Source organism: Streptomyces sp. rh34 (assembly GCF_002551245.1).
Classification (GTDB): Bacteria; Actinomycetota; Actinomycetes; order Streptomycetales; family Streptomycetaceae; genus Streptomyces.
In genome coordinates this window covers 1-14638 of the sequence record NZ_NTGZ01000041.1, presented here as the reverse complement: position 1 = coordinate 14638, position 14638 = coordinate 1, and the positions used below count along the sequence as shown (strand labels likewise).

Genomic DNA, 14638 nt, shown 5'->3' with positions numbered 1-14638 from the left:
CGAAGCACTCCTTCGCCGCACACCGCGGCAGGGGAGCCCTTTCCCGTCCCGAGACCGTGCACGTCGGAAGGCGCCTGACCTCGAATGATCAGGCCCCTTCCGGCCTGTACATTCGCTAGGTCATCAACGTGGTGCTATTTCACCCGCTCACACGTTGAAGCGGAACTCCACCACAACCGGTCTGACCTGCGGTTATGCGGGTGCATCCCAGCACCGTCCCAGCACGGGATTCACTGCAAAGTACAAGTAGATCCAGAAGCGCCAAGACTACGCATCAAGGTCCGTCCCGGATACAGACCGCGCAGCACTCCAGACGCTGTAATAGTTTCTGTACTAGACTTGCAGCCATGAAGCCACCCCGCCCCGGCGGCACGGAGAACATCTCCGTCTCGATGCCCGCGGAACTCCTCGGTGCTCTGCGCACACGTACCGGTAAGCGCGGCGTGTCCGCGTACGTGACGGCGGCGGTCCGTCATCAGCTCGCGATGGACGGCCTCGCCGAGATCGTGGCCGCCTACGAAGCCGAGCACGAGCCGCTTAGCGAAGCCGAAGTCCAGGCCGCGCAGAGCGAACTGTTCGGTGCCGCACCGGCGCACTACGCGTCGAACGACAGCGCCGCATGAAGGAGCCCGCGGCCAGGACCCTGGTCGTGGACTCCCAGGCACTGTCGCTGCTCCTGCGCAACGACCGCCAGATGGTGACCCGGATCGAAGCCGCTCGTCGCGTGGGCGTGCCCGTCCTCGTGTCGGCCCTGACGGTGGTGGAGGCCGTCTACGGGAAGACGGACGCCGCCCGGCTGCGCTGGCTTCTCTCCCGCCTTCAGGTCCAGGACGTTACCCAGGCGGACAGTCTCACCGCGGTGCAGCTGCTGAGCGACGCCGGCGGCCTACACGGCCACAAGTACGCCATCGACGCCCTCGTCGCCGCGATGGCGCTCCGCTCCCCGGCCCCCGTCCTCGTACTGACCTCGGACCGCGACGACTGGTCGAAACTGTGCGGCGACCGCGTACAGATCAAGGACGTCTGACCGCGGCGCCTACTCAGGTGAATCCACCTGCTGATCGACTGCTGCTTCGTAGAAGGCATCAGCGAGGGCGACGATGATCGCGTTGATGGCCGGCCCGTCGGTGAAGAAGTAGTCAGCCATCGTGTTGTGGGCGTCCTGATTGTCTGCGACTGCCTCCGTGACGGCGGCCTGGAAGTCCTGTGATTCCAGGAACTGCTTCTTGGAGTTCACCTTGGTTTGCTGGACCAAGTTCGAGTCGGCGAGCAGCAGCTGCACGAGGCCCTGTACGAACTCCCTGACCTGGGAGGCAGCGAACGTTTCGGCGCCGAAGAGGTCGTTCATCTTGTCTATGACGACCTGAAGCGCGACGTACTTCGGGTCCTTCTTCGCCCCTGTGCCGGCGGCGCTGATGCCCTTCAGTTGTCCGTCCCCCACGAGTGAGATGTCGACCGCGATCGCCTTGTTGTGCTTGACCCCGACCAGCACAACGTCGGAGAGATCCACGTCGGCCGCCCAAGCGGACTCGGCAATCACCTTCTCCAGCAAGCGCAAGAAGATCGAAAGCATCTCCATGTAGGGATCGCCATAGTCGACGATCTGAGACATGAAGTCGTAGAGCCGTACGTATGTGGAGACGTCCTTGCGGAACAGGTCGAGCTCCTGGAGCTTTACCTTGTCTTCCTCCTCGATCGCCCGCGCGTAGCGGCGCCGGAAGTCGTGCTGCGCCGGGCTGATCGCCGCCGAGAGAGCATTGTTGCCCTTCCGTGTCACCCACAGTTCGGCGACCTTGCGGACGTCGTCCTCGGTGTAGACCCCGGCCTGGGCAAGCTTGTTGGCCAGGTGGACGACGACATACGGGTCGGTCTCGGTCTCCAGAGTCGCGTTCTTGAAGTACGGCTCGAAGGCCGCCTTAATGTCCTCGGGCTTGTTGGCGAAGTCGATGACGAACGTCTTGCGCTTCTGCTCCCCACCAGCGGTCCGGTGGGTGCGATTGAGGCGCGAGAGCGTCTGCACGGCGGTGACCCCCGACAGCTTCTTGTCGACGTACATCGCCGTGAGTAAGGGCTGGTCGAAGCCGGTCTGGAACTTGTTGGCGACCAGCATGATCTTGTACGTGTCGCCCTTGAAGGCGGCCGCCAGATCAGCCCCGGCGCCGGGGTTCATATTGACCTCGGTGAACTCGTCGTCCTTCGACGGCTGCGGACCCCAGTCGCTGTGCCAGGTCTCGTTCTCAGGCATCGTAACCCCGCCTGAAAAGGCGACCAGGGTGCGGTAGTTGTATGAGGCGTCCTCGGCGCGACGCTTGGCGATGTAGGCATCTATCGCCAGCTTGTACTTCACCGCGGACTTGCGTGAGTCGGTCACCACCATCGCCTTCGCCTTGCCTTCGAGGAGATAGGCGACGTTGGCGTGGAAGTGCTCGACGACGATCTGTACCTTCTGGCTGACGTTCGTCGGGTGGAGCTGAACCCACCTCATCAGCCCCTTGCGGGCGGCGGCCTCCTCGACCTCGCCTCCGTCACCGGCCTCGGCCTTGCCTGCGATCTGCAGCGCAGTTTTGTAGGACTGGTAGCCCTTGAGTACGTCGAGGATGTAGCCCTCCTCGATTGCCTGCTTCATCGAGTACAGGTGGAACTCGTGCGGCTTCCCGTCGGGCCCCTTGCGGCCGAACAGTTCAAGGGTCTTGTTCTTCGGCGTCGCAGTGAAAGCGAAGTAGGAGATGTTCTCCGATTCGGCCCGCTCGGTCATCTCCGAAGCCAGCACCGACTCCACATCGACCTCGCCGCCCTCCTCGATCTCCTTGACCTCCTCGGCTGTCAACACCTGCTTCAGCTTCGAGGAGATCTGCCCCGACTGGGACGAGTGCGCCTCATCAGCGATCACAGCGAACCGCTTGCCCTTCAGGCCGGCGTCGGTCCGGATCTCTTCCAACGCATGCGGGAAGGTCTGCACCGTCACCGCGATGATGAGCTCGCCGTTCTTCAACGCCTGCGCCAGCAGACCCGACTTCGACTTCGCGCCAGCCTTGCGAACGTCCTCGGGGCTGATCGTCGCGACAATCTTCTTGTTCCCGTCGATCTGCCGAATCGCATCCTGCAGCTGGGAGTCGAGCACGGTACGGTCCACGACCACGATGACGGAGTCGAAGACCTTCTTGTCGTCGGCATCATGTAGTCGGGCCAACCCGTGGGCGGTCCAGGCGATGGTGTTCGTCTTCCCTGACCCGGCCGAGTGCTCGATCAAGTACCGGTGCCCGACACCCTCCTCCTTCACTGCGGCGACAATGCTCGTGACGGCCTCCCACTGGTGGAAGCGCGGGAAGAGCATGCTCTTACGCCGCACGGAGGTGCCAGCGGTGACGTCCCACTCCTCCTTGGTCTGCACGATCATCAGCCGCCCGATGACGTTCAGCCAAGCGTGCTTCTCCCAGACGCGTTCCCATAGGTACGCCGTCGCCGACCCATCGTCCGCGCCAGGCGGGTTGCCGGCACCACTGTCGAAGCCGACGTTGAACGGTAGGAAGTGGGTCTTGTCCCCCTCCAGCTTCGTGGTCATGGCCGCTAGGCCGTTGGAGACCGCGAAGTGCACCAGCGCCCGGTGACCGAACGACAGCAGCGGCTCCGGGCGCCCGTTCGTCAATGGATTGCGGCGCTGCTTGTACTGGTTGATCGCCGCGTCCAGCGACTCAGTGAAGTCGGTCTTCAGCTCCACCGTGGCCACCGGGAGCCCGTTGATGAAGAACACCAGATCGATGGTGCGCTGGTCGGCAGTCGAGAAGTGGACCTGGCGCACCACCCGCACCCGCATCGACTCGTAATGCGACACAGTGGTCGCGTTGAGCGAGGTTTCGGGGCGGAACTGGGCCATCTTCAACCGGCCGCCACCGATGTACTGCACCCCGTTGCGGAGAATATTCAGCGTCCCACCGCCGTGCTCCAGCGGCTTGTCCAACGCTGCGGTCAGCACGTCGAGGAACTTCGCCTGTGACCCCGCCGCCTTCAGCGCCTTCTCGTACGCCGACTTCTGCGTCACCTCCAGCCACTCGAACAGATCCGCCGGGAACAGCGCCCGCTCGCGGTCGTACTCGCCGCCGTCGTGGTCGTTCACCGAGTACAGCCAGCCGCGGGCCTCGAGATACTCGCAGATCTCCTTCTCGAAGACCGCCTCGTTGTGGTCAGCCATCACGCCGCCTCCCGCACGTCGATCTGCCCCGTGACAGCCTCCGTGATCAGTGCCGATCGGCGTTCGCGAGCAAGCTCGATGAACCGCTCCGATTCCGCGATGAGCACATCGATCTTTGCAGTCCGCTCATCGAGGGATGAAGCGATGCTTCGCTGTTCGTTGATGGGCGCAAGTGGAACCCGAAGTTCCCTGATGTCATCGAGCGCCAACTGTATCTTCGCTCCGCCCGCAGCCCCCTGGCTGAGCTGACCTTGGCCCGTGGTAGTCAGCATGAACCATCCAATGAACCTGGAATCCACGTGCTCTGATTCCAGGCGGCAGAGGGCCACGTGCTGGCTTACGTACGCACCGACCCATTCACCTTCAACTACGGCTACTGATCCCAAATAAGCCGTGATGGAGAAGAGTAGATCACCTCCCTGCAACATCGTTCGCGAGCCCTCAGCCGCATCGACCGGAATGTCGACAAACTGAACTTCACCTCGAAGATCGAGGTTGATCCGAGGCAAGTTTCCGATGCGAACGAAACGCTCGCCTTCGTCTGCATAGTAATCACCCCACCCGCGGGAGCCGCTCGTTAGGAACCTGGTGTACCGGCGCAGTTGTACGCTCGGCTCGCCAAGAACCGAGAAAGCTGCATCGATAATCGCTTGACGTCGTTCACGGAGGAGGCCGATGAGGCTCTGCTGCTCCCCGATGAGCGTGTCGATGCTGGCCGTCTCACGGTCGAGATAGTCGGCGATGGCGCCCTGCATCCCTGGTTCCGGAAGATCGATCCTCAGATCCAGGAAGTCGCTCTGGCTGATGTTCTGCATTGAGGAACTCGTGCCGACACAGACAGCTTCCACCTGAGTTCGGTAAGCCAGCGTTTTTGTCCACCAATCGATGAACCGTGCGTCAGCACCGCAAAAGGTCACCGCCCACAATCGGTCTGGCAGGTAGAGGTTTGGATGATCCTGAGCCACAGCGGCAGCTACGCCCAAGTGCTGCGCCGTGTTCATTCTGCTCACGATCAGCGAGCCAGCCAGCACCGGACACGACACCCGATCCAAGTCGTAACTATCGACCTGTTTGTTCTCTGTCGGCCTGAAGACTCCGCCGTAAACTGCGCTCGTCTTGAGTACACCAGGCTCATCACCTTGGGCCGGCCAGGGTGCACCATTCACACTGGTCCCGCTTCGAACGGAGCTAACGATTCGCTTGAGTGGGATGACCTGCCAGTTCGCCCAACTCATTTCTCAACCTCTCGAAGCAATTCAATGATCTTGGCGATCTGCTTCTCCAGATCAGCGTCGATCTCGGCGAGCGGGCGGGGCGGAATGTGTTTGAAGAAGTGGCGAGTGAAGGGGATCTCGTAACCCGTCTTGGTCTTGGACCAGTCGATCCAGGCGTCGGGTACATGAGGCTTCACCTCTGCGTCGAAGTAAGCCTGGATAACCTCGCGATACCCCGCTGCGCCAGCCGTCGAGCCGCCGTAGGCAAAGGGAACATTTTCAGCGTCGCGCTTCTTCGAGTCAGGCTTCGGATTACCCCTACGGTCAATGACTGGCTTACCACCGTCGTCCAGCTGCGGGCGTTCTACGCTGATGGTCCAGTAGCCGAACTCGTCGTTGTGCAACAACTTAGAAAGGTCGGGATCGGCGGTCTCGAAGTCGGCGTACAACTGCACGATCTCGGCGCGATCATCGTCGCTGATCTCGCGGGTCTTCGAGCCGAGGCTTTTGCGCATCTTGGTCCAGAACGACGTGCCATCGATGAGTTGGACCTTGCCCCGGCGGTCAGGGTGCTTGGTGTTGTCGAGGATCCAGATGTAGGTAGGGATGCCAGTGTTGAAGAACATGTTGGTCGGCAGCCCGACGATCGCCTCGACCAGGTCGTTCTCCAACAGCCACCTGCGAATGCTGGAGGGGCCAGACTCAGCGGGGCCGTTGAACAGCGGTGAACCGTTCATGATGATGCCGACACGGCCGCCGCCGTCCTCAGGTGCACGCATCTTGTGGGCTAGATGGAGCAGGAAGAGCATCTGTCCGTCCGAGATCGCCGGGAGGCCCGGCGCGAAGCGGCCGTAGGGGCCGGCGGAGTCGCGCTCATTCTTAATCGCCTTGGAGTACTGCTTCCAGTCCACTCCGTAGGGCGGATTAGACATGCAGTAGTCGAACTGGCGGCCCTTGAAGGCGTCGTCCGTGAGCGTGTTACCGAAGGCGATGTTGGTCGCGTCGTGGCCTTTGGCGAGCAGGTCGGACTTACAGATGGCATACGACTGCGGGTTGTATTCCTGGCCGAACAGGCTCAGCTTGACCTCGGGGTTCTGGCCAAGCAGGTGCTCCTCTGCCAGGGAGAGCATGCCGCCGGTGCCGGCGGTGGGGTCGTACAGCGACCGAATGATGCCGCCCTCGGTGAGGTCGACGTCCTTCTCTGCGAAGAGCAGATCGACCAGCAGTCGGATCGCATCACGCGGTGTGTAGTGGTCTCCGGAGGTCTCGTTCGCGGCCTCGTTGAACTTGCGGATGATGTACTCGAACGCATCCCCCATGTCTGCGTTGGACACCACGTCGGGATGCAGGTCGACGGCGCCGAAGGACTTAACAATCTCGCGCAGGAGCCCGGCCTTCTCCAAGGCCAGGATTTCATTCTTAAAGTCGAAGTACTCGAATACATCCACGTCGGCGGAGAATCGATCGATGTAGTCAGCGAGGTTGTCCGCCAGCCCATCCGCATCGGCCAGCAGGGTCGCGAACTCATAGTTGGAGGTGTTGTAGAACGCCCGCCCCGTGGCCTTCTTGACCTCGACCTTGAGCCGGTTCGGATTCTCGTACCGCGCAGCTAGCTCTCGCACCATCGCGCGATCAGGCTCGAGAATGCAGTCGAGCCGCCGCAGGATCGTGAACGGGAGGACCACCGTCCCGTACTGGTTGGGGCGATATGGACCCCGAAGCTGGTCAGCAATTGACCAGATGAAGCTACCGAGCGTGCTCACAAGTTCCTCACGAGAATCGTCTAGCAGTGCCGATCACTTTGCCAGAGCTAGCAGCCGCCGTCCCACGGTTCGGCCACTCACCAGGGCCGAACCCAGCACCGCCGCCACATCCACGTCCCAGCACGATCCCAGCACGGTACGGATGACCAGGGATGATGACAGGTGACGAGGGGTCAGCTATCCCAGCACCATCCCAGCACGGAAAAAAGCCAAGGGCTCGCCTCCGAAGAGCCGAGCCCCCTCTGACCTGCATATTTGCCAGATAAGCGATGTGATGGTACGTCACCCGCTAGACGTTGAAGCGGAACTCCACCACGTCCCCGTCCTGCATGACGTAGTCCTTGCCCTCCATGCGGGCCTTGCCCTTGGCGCGGGCCTCGGCGACCGAGCCGGTCTCCACCAGGTCGTCGAAGGAGATGATCTCCGCCTTGATGAAGCCCTTCTGGAAGTCGGTGTGGATCACACCGGCCGCCTCCGGGGCCGTGGCACCCTTCTTGATCGTCCAGGCGCGCGCTTCCTTCGGGCCTGCCGTGAGGTAGGTCTGGAGGCCCAGGGTCTCGAAGCCGACGCGGCCGAGGGTGGCGAGGCCGGGCTCTTCCTGGCCCATGGACTGGAGCAGTTCGAGGGCCTCGTCGTCGTCGAGCTCGATCAGCTCGGACTCGATCTTGGCGTTCAGGAAGATCGCCTCGGCGGGGGCGACCAGGGCGCGCTGCTCGTTCTTGAAGTCCTCGTCGACCAGCTCGTCCTCGTCGACGTTGAAGACGTACAGGAACGGCTTGACGGTGAGCAGGTGCAGCTCGTGGAGGAGCCGGCCCTTCTCGGTGGCCGCCGTGATGCCCGCGGAGAACAGCGTCTGGCCGGACTCCAGGATCTTCTGGGCCTCCTCGACCGCGGCGAGGACCGCGACCTTCTCCTTCTGGAGGCGGGATTCCTTCGTCAGGCGCGGGACGGCCTTCTCGACGGACTGGAGGTCGGCGAGGATCAGCTCGGTGTTGATCGTCTCGATGTCGTCCTTCGGCGAGACCTTGCCGTCGACGTGGACGACGTTCTCGTCCTTGAAGGCCCGGATGACCTGGCAGATCGCGTCGGACTCGCGGATGTTCGCGAGGAACTTGTTGCCCAGGCCCTCGCCCTCCGAAGCGCCCCGGACGATGCCGGCGATGTCGACGAAGTCCACCGTCGCCGGGAGGAGCCGCTGCGAGCTGAAGATCTCCGCGAGCTTGTTCAGCCGCGGGTCCGGGACGCCGACCACGCCGACGTTCGGCTCGATCGTGGCGAACGGGTAGTTGGCCGCCAGCACGTCGTTCTTGGTCAGGGCGTTGAACAGGGTCGACTTGCCGACATTCGGCAGACCGACGATTCCGATCGTGAGCGACACTTTGGCGACTTCCTGGAGTGAGGAGGGGGTCAGGGGCGTCCGGGTCCGGCTCGGCTGTTCGGCCGGGTCCCGGAGTGGACCGATTCTCCAGTTTACGGGCCGGGCCGGTGGGCCCGGACAGTGCGGTTTACCGGCCCCTCCCGCCTGCCCGAACAGTGCGCCTTTCGGCCGTGTGACATCGAACGCAATGCCAAGGTCGGCCAAAGCGCGTGTCCAACACCTGATTCCCCGCCCCCCGCGACCTACGTTGTGCGGGTGGAGCAGCACAGGACACGTCCCCCGCAGCACAGGCAGCCCCCGCAGGCCGCGCCCGCCCCGCCCGCGCCGGGTGGTTCCGCCGGTGAGAGTTCCGCCGTGTACCGGGTACGGGTGCGCAGCGTGCCCCCCGTGGTTCTCGCGCTGCGGCGGTTCCCCAACCCCCGGCTCACCGGGATCGGGGCCGGGCTGTTCGCCGCCCTCACGATGTTGGTGCTCGCCTGTGTCGACCGGCTGCTGTTCGACAGCTCGGAGCTCGTCTACGGGCTGCTCTTCCTGCCCGTCAGCGCTCTGACCGCGCTCTGGGTCAGGCCCGCCGACCTGGTCACGGCACCGATCAGCGTGCCCATCGCCTTCGCCGTCGGAGTGTTTCCGATTTCCGGCGGGTCCGAGGGCTTCGGCGGGCAGATCATGGGCCTCGTCACCGCCCTCGCCGTGCACGCCGGCTGGCTGTACGGCGGGACGCTGATCGCGGGACTCATCACCTCCGTGCGCAAGGTGCGCCAGATGCGCGCCCGGCGACGGTATGTGCTGGCCCAGGGGCGTGGTGCCGCCCCCGAGCGGACGCCCCGCTCCTCCTCCGCCGCCCCCGCGGCCGAGAAGCCCGTACGGGCCGGGGCGGGTGCGGCGGGCGCGGCTGTCCGCCGTCCTCAGCAGCCCTGAGCGGGCTCTCTCAGGCCGTCGCCGCTGTCACTCTGATGCGCCCGGCGTTGCATGCGCCCGGCGCTGCCCCCGATGCCCTCTGTCCCGTTCAGCCCCTGTCGTGTTGCGTCCGGCCCGCCGCCGCCATCGCCGCTCCCACGATGCCCGCGTTGTTCTGGAGCTGGGCCGGGACCATCTCCGCCCGGACCTTCTCGATCAGCGGCAGGAACTTCTCCGCCTTGCGGCTCACGCCGCCGCCGATGATGAACAGCTCGGGCGAGAACAGCATCTCCACGTGCAGCAGGTACTTCTGGACCCGGTGCGCCCAGTGCTGCCAGCTGAGGTCCCCGTCCTCCTTGGCCTTCGTGGAGGCGTGCTTCTCCGCGTCGTGGCCGTGCAGTTCCAGGTGGCCCAGCTCGGTGTTGGGGACGAGCCGGCCGTCGGTGAAGACCGCGCTGCCGATGCCCGTGCCGAAGGTCAGCATGATGACCGTGCCCGCGCGGCCCTTGCCCGCGCCGAACGTCATTTCGGCGACCCCGGCCGCGTCCGCGTCGTTCAGGATGGTGACGGGCTGACCGATCCGCTCGCCCAGCAGCGCGCGGGCGTCCGTATCGATCCAGCCCTTGTCGACATTGGCCGCGGTACGGGTGATCCCGTCCGTGACGACCCCCGGGTACGTGATGCCGATGGGGCCCGACCATGCGAAGTGGCCGACGACGTCGGCCACGCAATCGGCCACGCCCGTGGGCGTGGCCGGGTGCGGTGTCAGCACCTTGTGGCGCTCCCGCGCCAGGTCTCCGCGGTCCAGGTCCACGGGAGCGCCCTTGATCCCGGATCCGCCGATGTCCACGCCGAAGATCTCCATGGGACCCACGGTACGGGCAGGCCGGGCCCCTTGCGCGGCTACTCGGCGGAAAGGGCGGCTGCCTCGGCGCGCAGGTCGCGCCGCAGCTCCTTGGGGAGGGAGAAGGTGATCGACTCGTCGGCCGTCTTCACCGTCTCCACGTCCGCGTAACCACGCTCTCCGAGCCATTCCAGGACGCCGTCGACGAGGACGTCGGGGACGGAGGCGCCGGAGGTCAGGCCGACCGTGGTCACGCCCTCCAGCCAGGCCTCGTCGATCTCGTCGGCGAAGTCGACCAGGTGGGCGGCGGGGGCTCCGGCGTCCAGGGCGACCTCGACCATGCGAATGGAGTTGGAGGAGTTCTTGGAGCCGACCACGATGACCAGCTCGGCGTCCTCGGCGAGCTTCTTCACCGCGATCTGGCGGTTCTGCGTGGCGTAGCAGATGTCGTCGCTGGGCGGCGAGAGGAGGTTGGGGAACTTCGCCTTGATGGCGTCGACCGTCTCCATCGTCTCGTCGACGGACAGGGTGGTCTGGGAGAGCCAGACGACCTTCGACTCGTCGCGGACCTCGACGTTCGCGACGTCCTCGGGGCCGTCGACCAGGGTGATGTGCTCGGGGGCCTCGCCGGAGGTGCCGATGACCTCTTCGTGACCCTCATGGCCGATCAGGAGGATGTCGTAGTCCTCCTTGGCGTACCGGACGGCTTCCTTGTGGACCTTGGTGACCAGCGGGCAGGTCGCGTCGATGGTGGCGAGCTTGCGCTCGGCGGCCTCCGCGTGGACGGTGGGCGCGACTCCGTGCGCGGAGAACATCACGATGGAGCCCTCGGGCACCTCCGCGGTGACGTCCACGAAGATCGCGCCCTTCTTCTCCAGGGTCTGCACGACGTACTTGTTGTGCACGATTTCGTGGCGCACGTAGATCGGGGCCCCGTACTGCTCCAGGGCCTTCTCGACGGCGATCACGGCACGGTCCACGCCCGCGCAGTAGCCACGGGGTGCGGCGAGCAGGACACGACGGGCAGGAGTTGCAGTCATGCGTCCCATCGTAAGGCCGTGGCGAACAGGCGCGAGGACGGCCGGATCGGGAGACTGGTCGCGGTGTGTTCGTGAGTCATGACGGATGGTGATGGAGGGGCGATGACGTCGGTGCCGGAGAGCGGTTCGGGCAGCGGAACGGGCAGCGGTGCGGGGAGCAGTACAGGACCGGGCAGGCTGCGACGGACGCTGGGGTTCCGGGATCTGGTCGTCTACGGGCTCCTGTTCATCGCCCCGATGGCCCCCGTCGGGGTGTTCGGCGCCCTGGACGCGAAGTCCGGCGGCGCGGTCGCGCTCGTCTATGTGGTGGCCACGGTGGTCATGGGGTTCACCGCCTTCAGTTACGCCCAGATGGTGCGGGTCGCCCCCTTCGCCGGTTCGGTCTTCACGTATGCCCGCAAGGGGCTCGGGGAAGGGCCCGGGTTCATCGCCGGGTGGATGGCCATGCTCGACTACCTGCTGATCCCGGCCGTCGCCTACCTCTTCTCCGGGATCGCGATGAACGCGTTGGTTCCGGAGGTCTCGCGGTGGGTCTGGACCGCTATCGCGGTGCTCATCACCACCCTGCTCAACCTGTGGGGCGTACGGGCGGCAGCCCGGGTCGGCTTCGCGGTGCTGGCCATGGAGATCGTGGTGCTGCTGGTCTTCGTGGTCTCGGCCGTGGTCGTGCTCGTACGGGACGGGGCGCAGCGCGGCTGGCTGACGCCGCTGACGGGGGACGCCGGGTTCTCCATGGCGGCGGTGCTGGGGGCCGTGTCGATCGCGGTGCTCTCCTATCTGGGTTTCGACGCCATCGCCTCGTTCGCCGAGGAGGTGACGGGCGGCTCGCAGAAGGTGGCGCGGGCGGTGCTGTTCTGTCTGGTGCTGGCCGGTGCCCTGTTCGTGGCGCAGTCGTATCTGGCGGCGTTGCTGGAGCCGGTGAGCTCGGCGGAGCTGGCGGCGGACCCGGCGGCGCAGGGGTCGGCGTTCTACGACGCGGTGGATGCCTCGGTGGGGACGTGGCTGCATGACCTGGTGGCGGTCAGCAAGGCGATCGGCGCCGCGTTCGCCGCGCTGGCGGGGCAGGCCGCCGCCGGGCGGCTCGTCTTCGCGATGGCCCGGGAGCGGCGCCTGCCGCACTTCCTCGCGAAGGTCGACCCGTCGTCGGGGGTACCGCGGGTGGCGATCCTGTGTGCGGCGGTCGTGACGCTGGTGGCCGCCGTGTGGGCGGCCCGGCGCGACGACGGCCTGGACCATCTGGTCTCCGTGGTGGACATCGGCGCGCTGACGGCGTTCATCCTGCTGCACGCGTCGGTGGTCGGCTGGTTCGCCGTACGCCGGATGGAGGGCCCGCCGGTGTGGTGGCGGCACGTCCTGATCCCGGTGGTCGGCGCGGGGGTGCTGGTCGCGGTCATCGTGGAGGCGACAACGTCCTCGCAGGTGGTGGGCGTCTGCTGGCTTGGCGTGGGGCTCGTGGTGCTGGCGGTGCAGGGGACGGGCCGCCGGGGCGGCTTGGAGGGCCAGGGTGGCGGGGGCAAGGGGACCCCGGTCCCGTAGGGCTTCGCGTCCCGTACGGCTTCGCGTGGTGCGGGCCGCGAACCTCCGCGCGGGGCGGGGGTCCTGTCGGTGGCGGCCGATACGCTCGCCCGTATGGCTCTCAACACGTCCGCGGAAGCGCCGCTGCCCGTCGGTGAGGTGTCCCGGCTCATCGGCGGGTGGATCGACCGGCTCGGCGCCATCTGGGTGGAGGGGCAGATCACCCAGCTGTCGCGGCGCCCGGGCGCCGGGGTCGTCTTCCTGACGCTGCGCGATCCGTCCCACGACATCTCGGTGAGCGTGACCTGTTTCCGGCAGGTCTTCGACCGGATCGCCGATGTGGTGACGGAGGGCGCGCGCGTCGTCGTGCTGGCCAAGCCCGAGTGGTACGCGCCCCGGGGGCAGCTGTCGCTGCGGGCGACGGACATACGGCCGGTCGGCATCGGTGAGCTGCTCGTGCGGCTGGAGCAGCTGAAGAAGTCGCTCGCCGCCGAGGGGCTCTTCGCCCTGGACCGCAAGAAGCCACTGCCGTTCCTCCCGCAGCTCGTCGGGCTGGTCTGCGGGCGTGCTTCCGCCGCCGAGCGCGATGTGCTGGAGAACGCCCGCCGCCGCTGGCCCGCCGTGCGCTTCGAGGTCCGCAACACCGCCGTGCAGGGGGTGAACGCGGTCGCCCAGGTGGTGCAGGCGGTCGAGGAGCTGGACGCGCTGGAGGAGGTCGACGTGATCGTGGTGGCGCGGGGCGGCGGCAGCGTCGAGGATCTGCTGCCGTTCTCCGACGAGCAGCTGATCCGGACCGTGGCCGCCTGCCGTACGCCGGTGGTCTCCGCGATCGGCCACGAGCCCGACTCACCGCTGCTGGACCTGGTCGCCGATCTGCGTGCCTCCACGCCCACGGACGCGGCCAAGAAGGTCGTCCCCGACGTGGGCGAGGAGCTGGAGCGGGTGCAGCAGTTGCGGGACCGGGCGCTGCGGACCGTACGGGGGTTGCTGGACCGCGAGGAACGCGGGCTCGCGCACGCGCTGGGCCGCCCCGCGATGGAGCGGCCCCAGCGGCTGGTGGACGAGCGCGAGGCCGAGGTGGACGCACTCCTCGGGCGCAGCCGCCGGGTGCTGGGCCATCTCCTGGACCGGGCCGATTCGGAGCTGTCGCACACGCTCGCCCGGGTCGTCTCGCTGTCGCCGGCCGCGACCCTGGAGCGGGGATACGCGGTGCTCCAGCGGCCCGACGGCCAGGTGGTGCGCTCCCCCGACGAGGCCGGGGCGCCCGGCGAGCCGCTGCGGGCGCGGGTGTCGGAGGGCGAGTTCACGGTGCGGGTGGACGGGTGAGGCCGGGGAGCGGGACGGCCGGACAGCCACATCCGCCGGTACCGGGGAGCGGGACGGCTCGACGGCCGCGCCCGCCGGTGCCGGGGTACGGGACGGCCGGACGGCCGTGTCGCAGGGCGGCAGCGCCCACATGGTCGTAACAGCTCACACTTAGGGTGGATCACATGACGGACGACGACGGGACGACGGCGGCTGCCGCCACGGGCACGCTCGGGTACGAGCAGGCACGGGACGAGCTGATCGAGGTCGTACGCCGGCTGGAGGCGGGCGGCACGACGCTGGAGGAGTCGCTGGCCCTGTGGGAGCGGGGCGAGGAGCTGGCGAAGGTCTGCCGGCACTGGCTGGAGGGCGCCCGCGCCCGGCTGGACGCGGCCCTGGCCCGCCCGCAGGAGGACGGCCAGGGCTGAGCGGGCGCCCGCGGGGCCCGGCAGCGTCCGGTCTGTCTCTTATACACATCTCTGATGGCGCGAGG

At 66.4% G+C, this 14638-nt stretch carries 12 protein-coding genes; 6 read left to right on the top strand and 6 right to left on the bottom strand.

Annotation, left to right across the window (positions count from 1 at the left end; translation table 11 throughout):
- The first annotated feature begins 347 nt into the window (after window positions 1-347).
- On the top strand, window positions 348-623 hold the full coding sequence (locus tag CR470_RS10965) for a hypothetical protein (RefSeq protein ID WP_097867393.1): 276 nt from the start codon (window positions 348-350) through the stop codon (window positions 621-623).
- A complete protein-coding gene (locus CR470_RS10960) occupies window positions 620-1027 on the top strand; it encodes a PIN domain-containing protein (protein WP_097867392.1) in 408 nt (135 codons plus the stop codon). Before CR470_RS10965 ends, CR470_RS10960 begins: the two co-directional genes overlap by 4 nt.
- Before the next feature lie 9 nt (window positions 1028-1036).
- Here CR470_RS10960 and CR470_RS10955 read toward each other — a convergent pair whose 3' ends face one another.
- The 4 genes from CR470_RS10955 to ychF form a co-directional block, all read right to left on the bottom strand.
- Window positions 1037-4189, bottom strand: coding sequence for a type I restriction endonuclease subunit R (locus CR470_RS10955; RefSeq protein WP_097867391.1), 3153 nt, complete (start codon window positions 4187-4189; stop codon window positions 1037-1039).
- Complete coding sequence (locus tag CR470_RS38720) at window positions 4189-5190, bottom strand: restriction endonuclease subunit S (protein ID WP_179892211.1); 1002 nt, start codon at window positions 5188-5190, stop codon at window positions 4189-4191. Before CR470_RS38720 ends, CR470_RS10955 begins: the two co-directional genes overlap by 1 nt.
- 230 nt (window positions 5191-5420) lie before the next feature.
- Entirely contained in the window at window positions 5421-7166 is a 1746-nt protein-coding gene (locus CR470_RS10945; protein ID WP_097867390.1) for a type I restriction-modification system subunit M, read from the bottom strand.
- A gap of 289 nt (window positions 7167-7455) precedes the next feature.
- Window positions 7456-8544, bottom strand: coding sequence for a redox-regulated ATPase YchF (gene ychF / locus CR470_RS10940; RefSeq protein WP_097867389.1), 1089 nt, complete (start codon window positions 8542-8544; stop codon window positions 7456-7458).
- Window positions 8545-8898: 354 nt separating this feature from the next.
- Between ychF and CR470_RS10935 the strand changes: the two genes are divergently transcribed.
- Window positions 8899-9462, top strand: coding sequence for a DUF6542 domain-containing protein (locus CR470_RS10935; protein WP_097867388.1), 564 nt, complete (start codon window positions 8899-8901; stop codon window positions 9460-9462).
- Between the two features lie 88 nt (window positions 9463-9550).
- Here the strand turns inward: CR470_RS10935 and ppgK are convergent, their stop codons facing one another.
- Both ppgK and CR470_RS10925 read right to left on the bottom strand, forming a co-directional pair.
- The gene (gene ppgK / locus CR470_RS10930; protein WP_097867387.1) at window positions 9551-10306 is read right to left on the bottom strand and encodes a polyphosphate--glucose phosphotransferase; all 756 of its coding nucleotides are present in this window, start codon (window positions 10304-10306) and stop codon (window positions 9551-9553) included.
- Window positions 10307-10344: 38 nt separating this feature from the next.
- Window positions 10345-11334, bottom strand: coding sequence for a 4-hydroxy-3-methylbut-2-enyl diphosphate reductase (locus CR470_RS10925; protein ID WP_179892210.1), 990 nt, complete (start codon window positions 11332-11334; stop codon window positions 10345-10347).
- A 93-nt stretch (window positions 11335-11427) separates the two neighbouring features.
- Here CR470_RS10925 and CR470_RS10920 point away from each other — a divergent pair, with 93 nt between their 5' ends.
- The 3 genes from CR470_RS10920 (at window position 11428) to CR470_RS10910 (ending at window position 14573) form a co-directional block, all read left to right on the top strand.
- Complete coding sequence (locus CR470_RS10920; RefSeq protein WP_179892209.1) at window positions 11428-12861, top strand: APC family permease; 1434 nt, start codon at window positions 11428-11430, stop codon at window positions 12859-12861.
- Between the two features lie 93 nt (window positions 12862-12954).
- A complete protein-coding gene (gene xseA, locus CR470_RS10915) occupies window positions 12955-14166 on the top strand; it encodes an exodeoxyribonuclease VII large subunit (RefSeq protein WP_097867385.1) in 1212 nt (403 codons plus the stop codon).
- Between the two features lie 164 nt (window positions 14167-14330).
- Complete coding sequence (locus tag CR470_RS10910) at window positions 14331-14573, top strand: exodeoxyribonuclease VII small subunit (RefSeq protein WP_097867384.1); 243 nt, start codon at window positions 14331-14333, stop codon at window positions 14571-14573.
- Window positions 14574-14638 lie beyond the last annotated feature (65 nt).

Excerpts from the sequence above, each read along its gene's own strand:
- CR470_RS10920 (WP_179892209.1), top strand. The coding sequence starts at position 11,428 with ATGACGTCGGTGCCGGAGAGCGGTTCGGGCAGCGGAACGGGCAGCGGT.
- CR470_RS10910 (WP_097867384.1), top strand. The coding sequence starts at position 14,331 with ATGACGGACGACGACGGGACGACGGCGGCTGCCGCCACGGGCACGCTC.
- CR470_RS10925 (WP_179892210.1), bottom strand. The coding sequence starts at position 11,334 with ATGGGACGCATGACTGCAACTCCTGCCCGTCGTGTCCTGCTCGCCGCA.
- CR470_RS38720 (WP_179892211.1), bottom strand. The coding sequence starts at position 5,190 with ATGAACACGGCGCAGCACTTGGGCGTAGCTGCCGCTGTGGCTCAGGAT.
- CR470_RS10955 (WP_097867391.1), bottom strand. The coding sequence starts at position 4,189 with ATGGCTGACCACAACGAGGCGGTCTTCGAGAAGGAGATCTGCGAGTAT.
- ppgK (WP_097867387.1), bottom strand. The coding sequence starts at position 10,306 with ATGGAGATCTTCGGCGTGGACATCGGCGGATCCGGGATCAAGGGCGCT.
- xseA (WP_097867385.1), top strand. The coding sequence starts at position 12,955 with ATGGCTCTCAACACGTCCGCGGAAGCGCCGCTGCCCGTCGGTGAGGTG.
- CR470_RS10965 (WP_097867393.1), top strand. The coding sequence starts at position 348 with ATGAAGCCACCCCGCCCCGGCGGCACGGAGAACATCTCCGTCTCGATG.
- CR470_RS10960 (WP_097867392.1), top strand. The coding sequence starts at position 620 with ATGAAGGAGCCCGCGGCCAGGACCCTGGTCGTGGACTCCCAGGCACTG.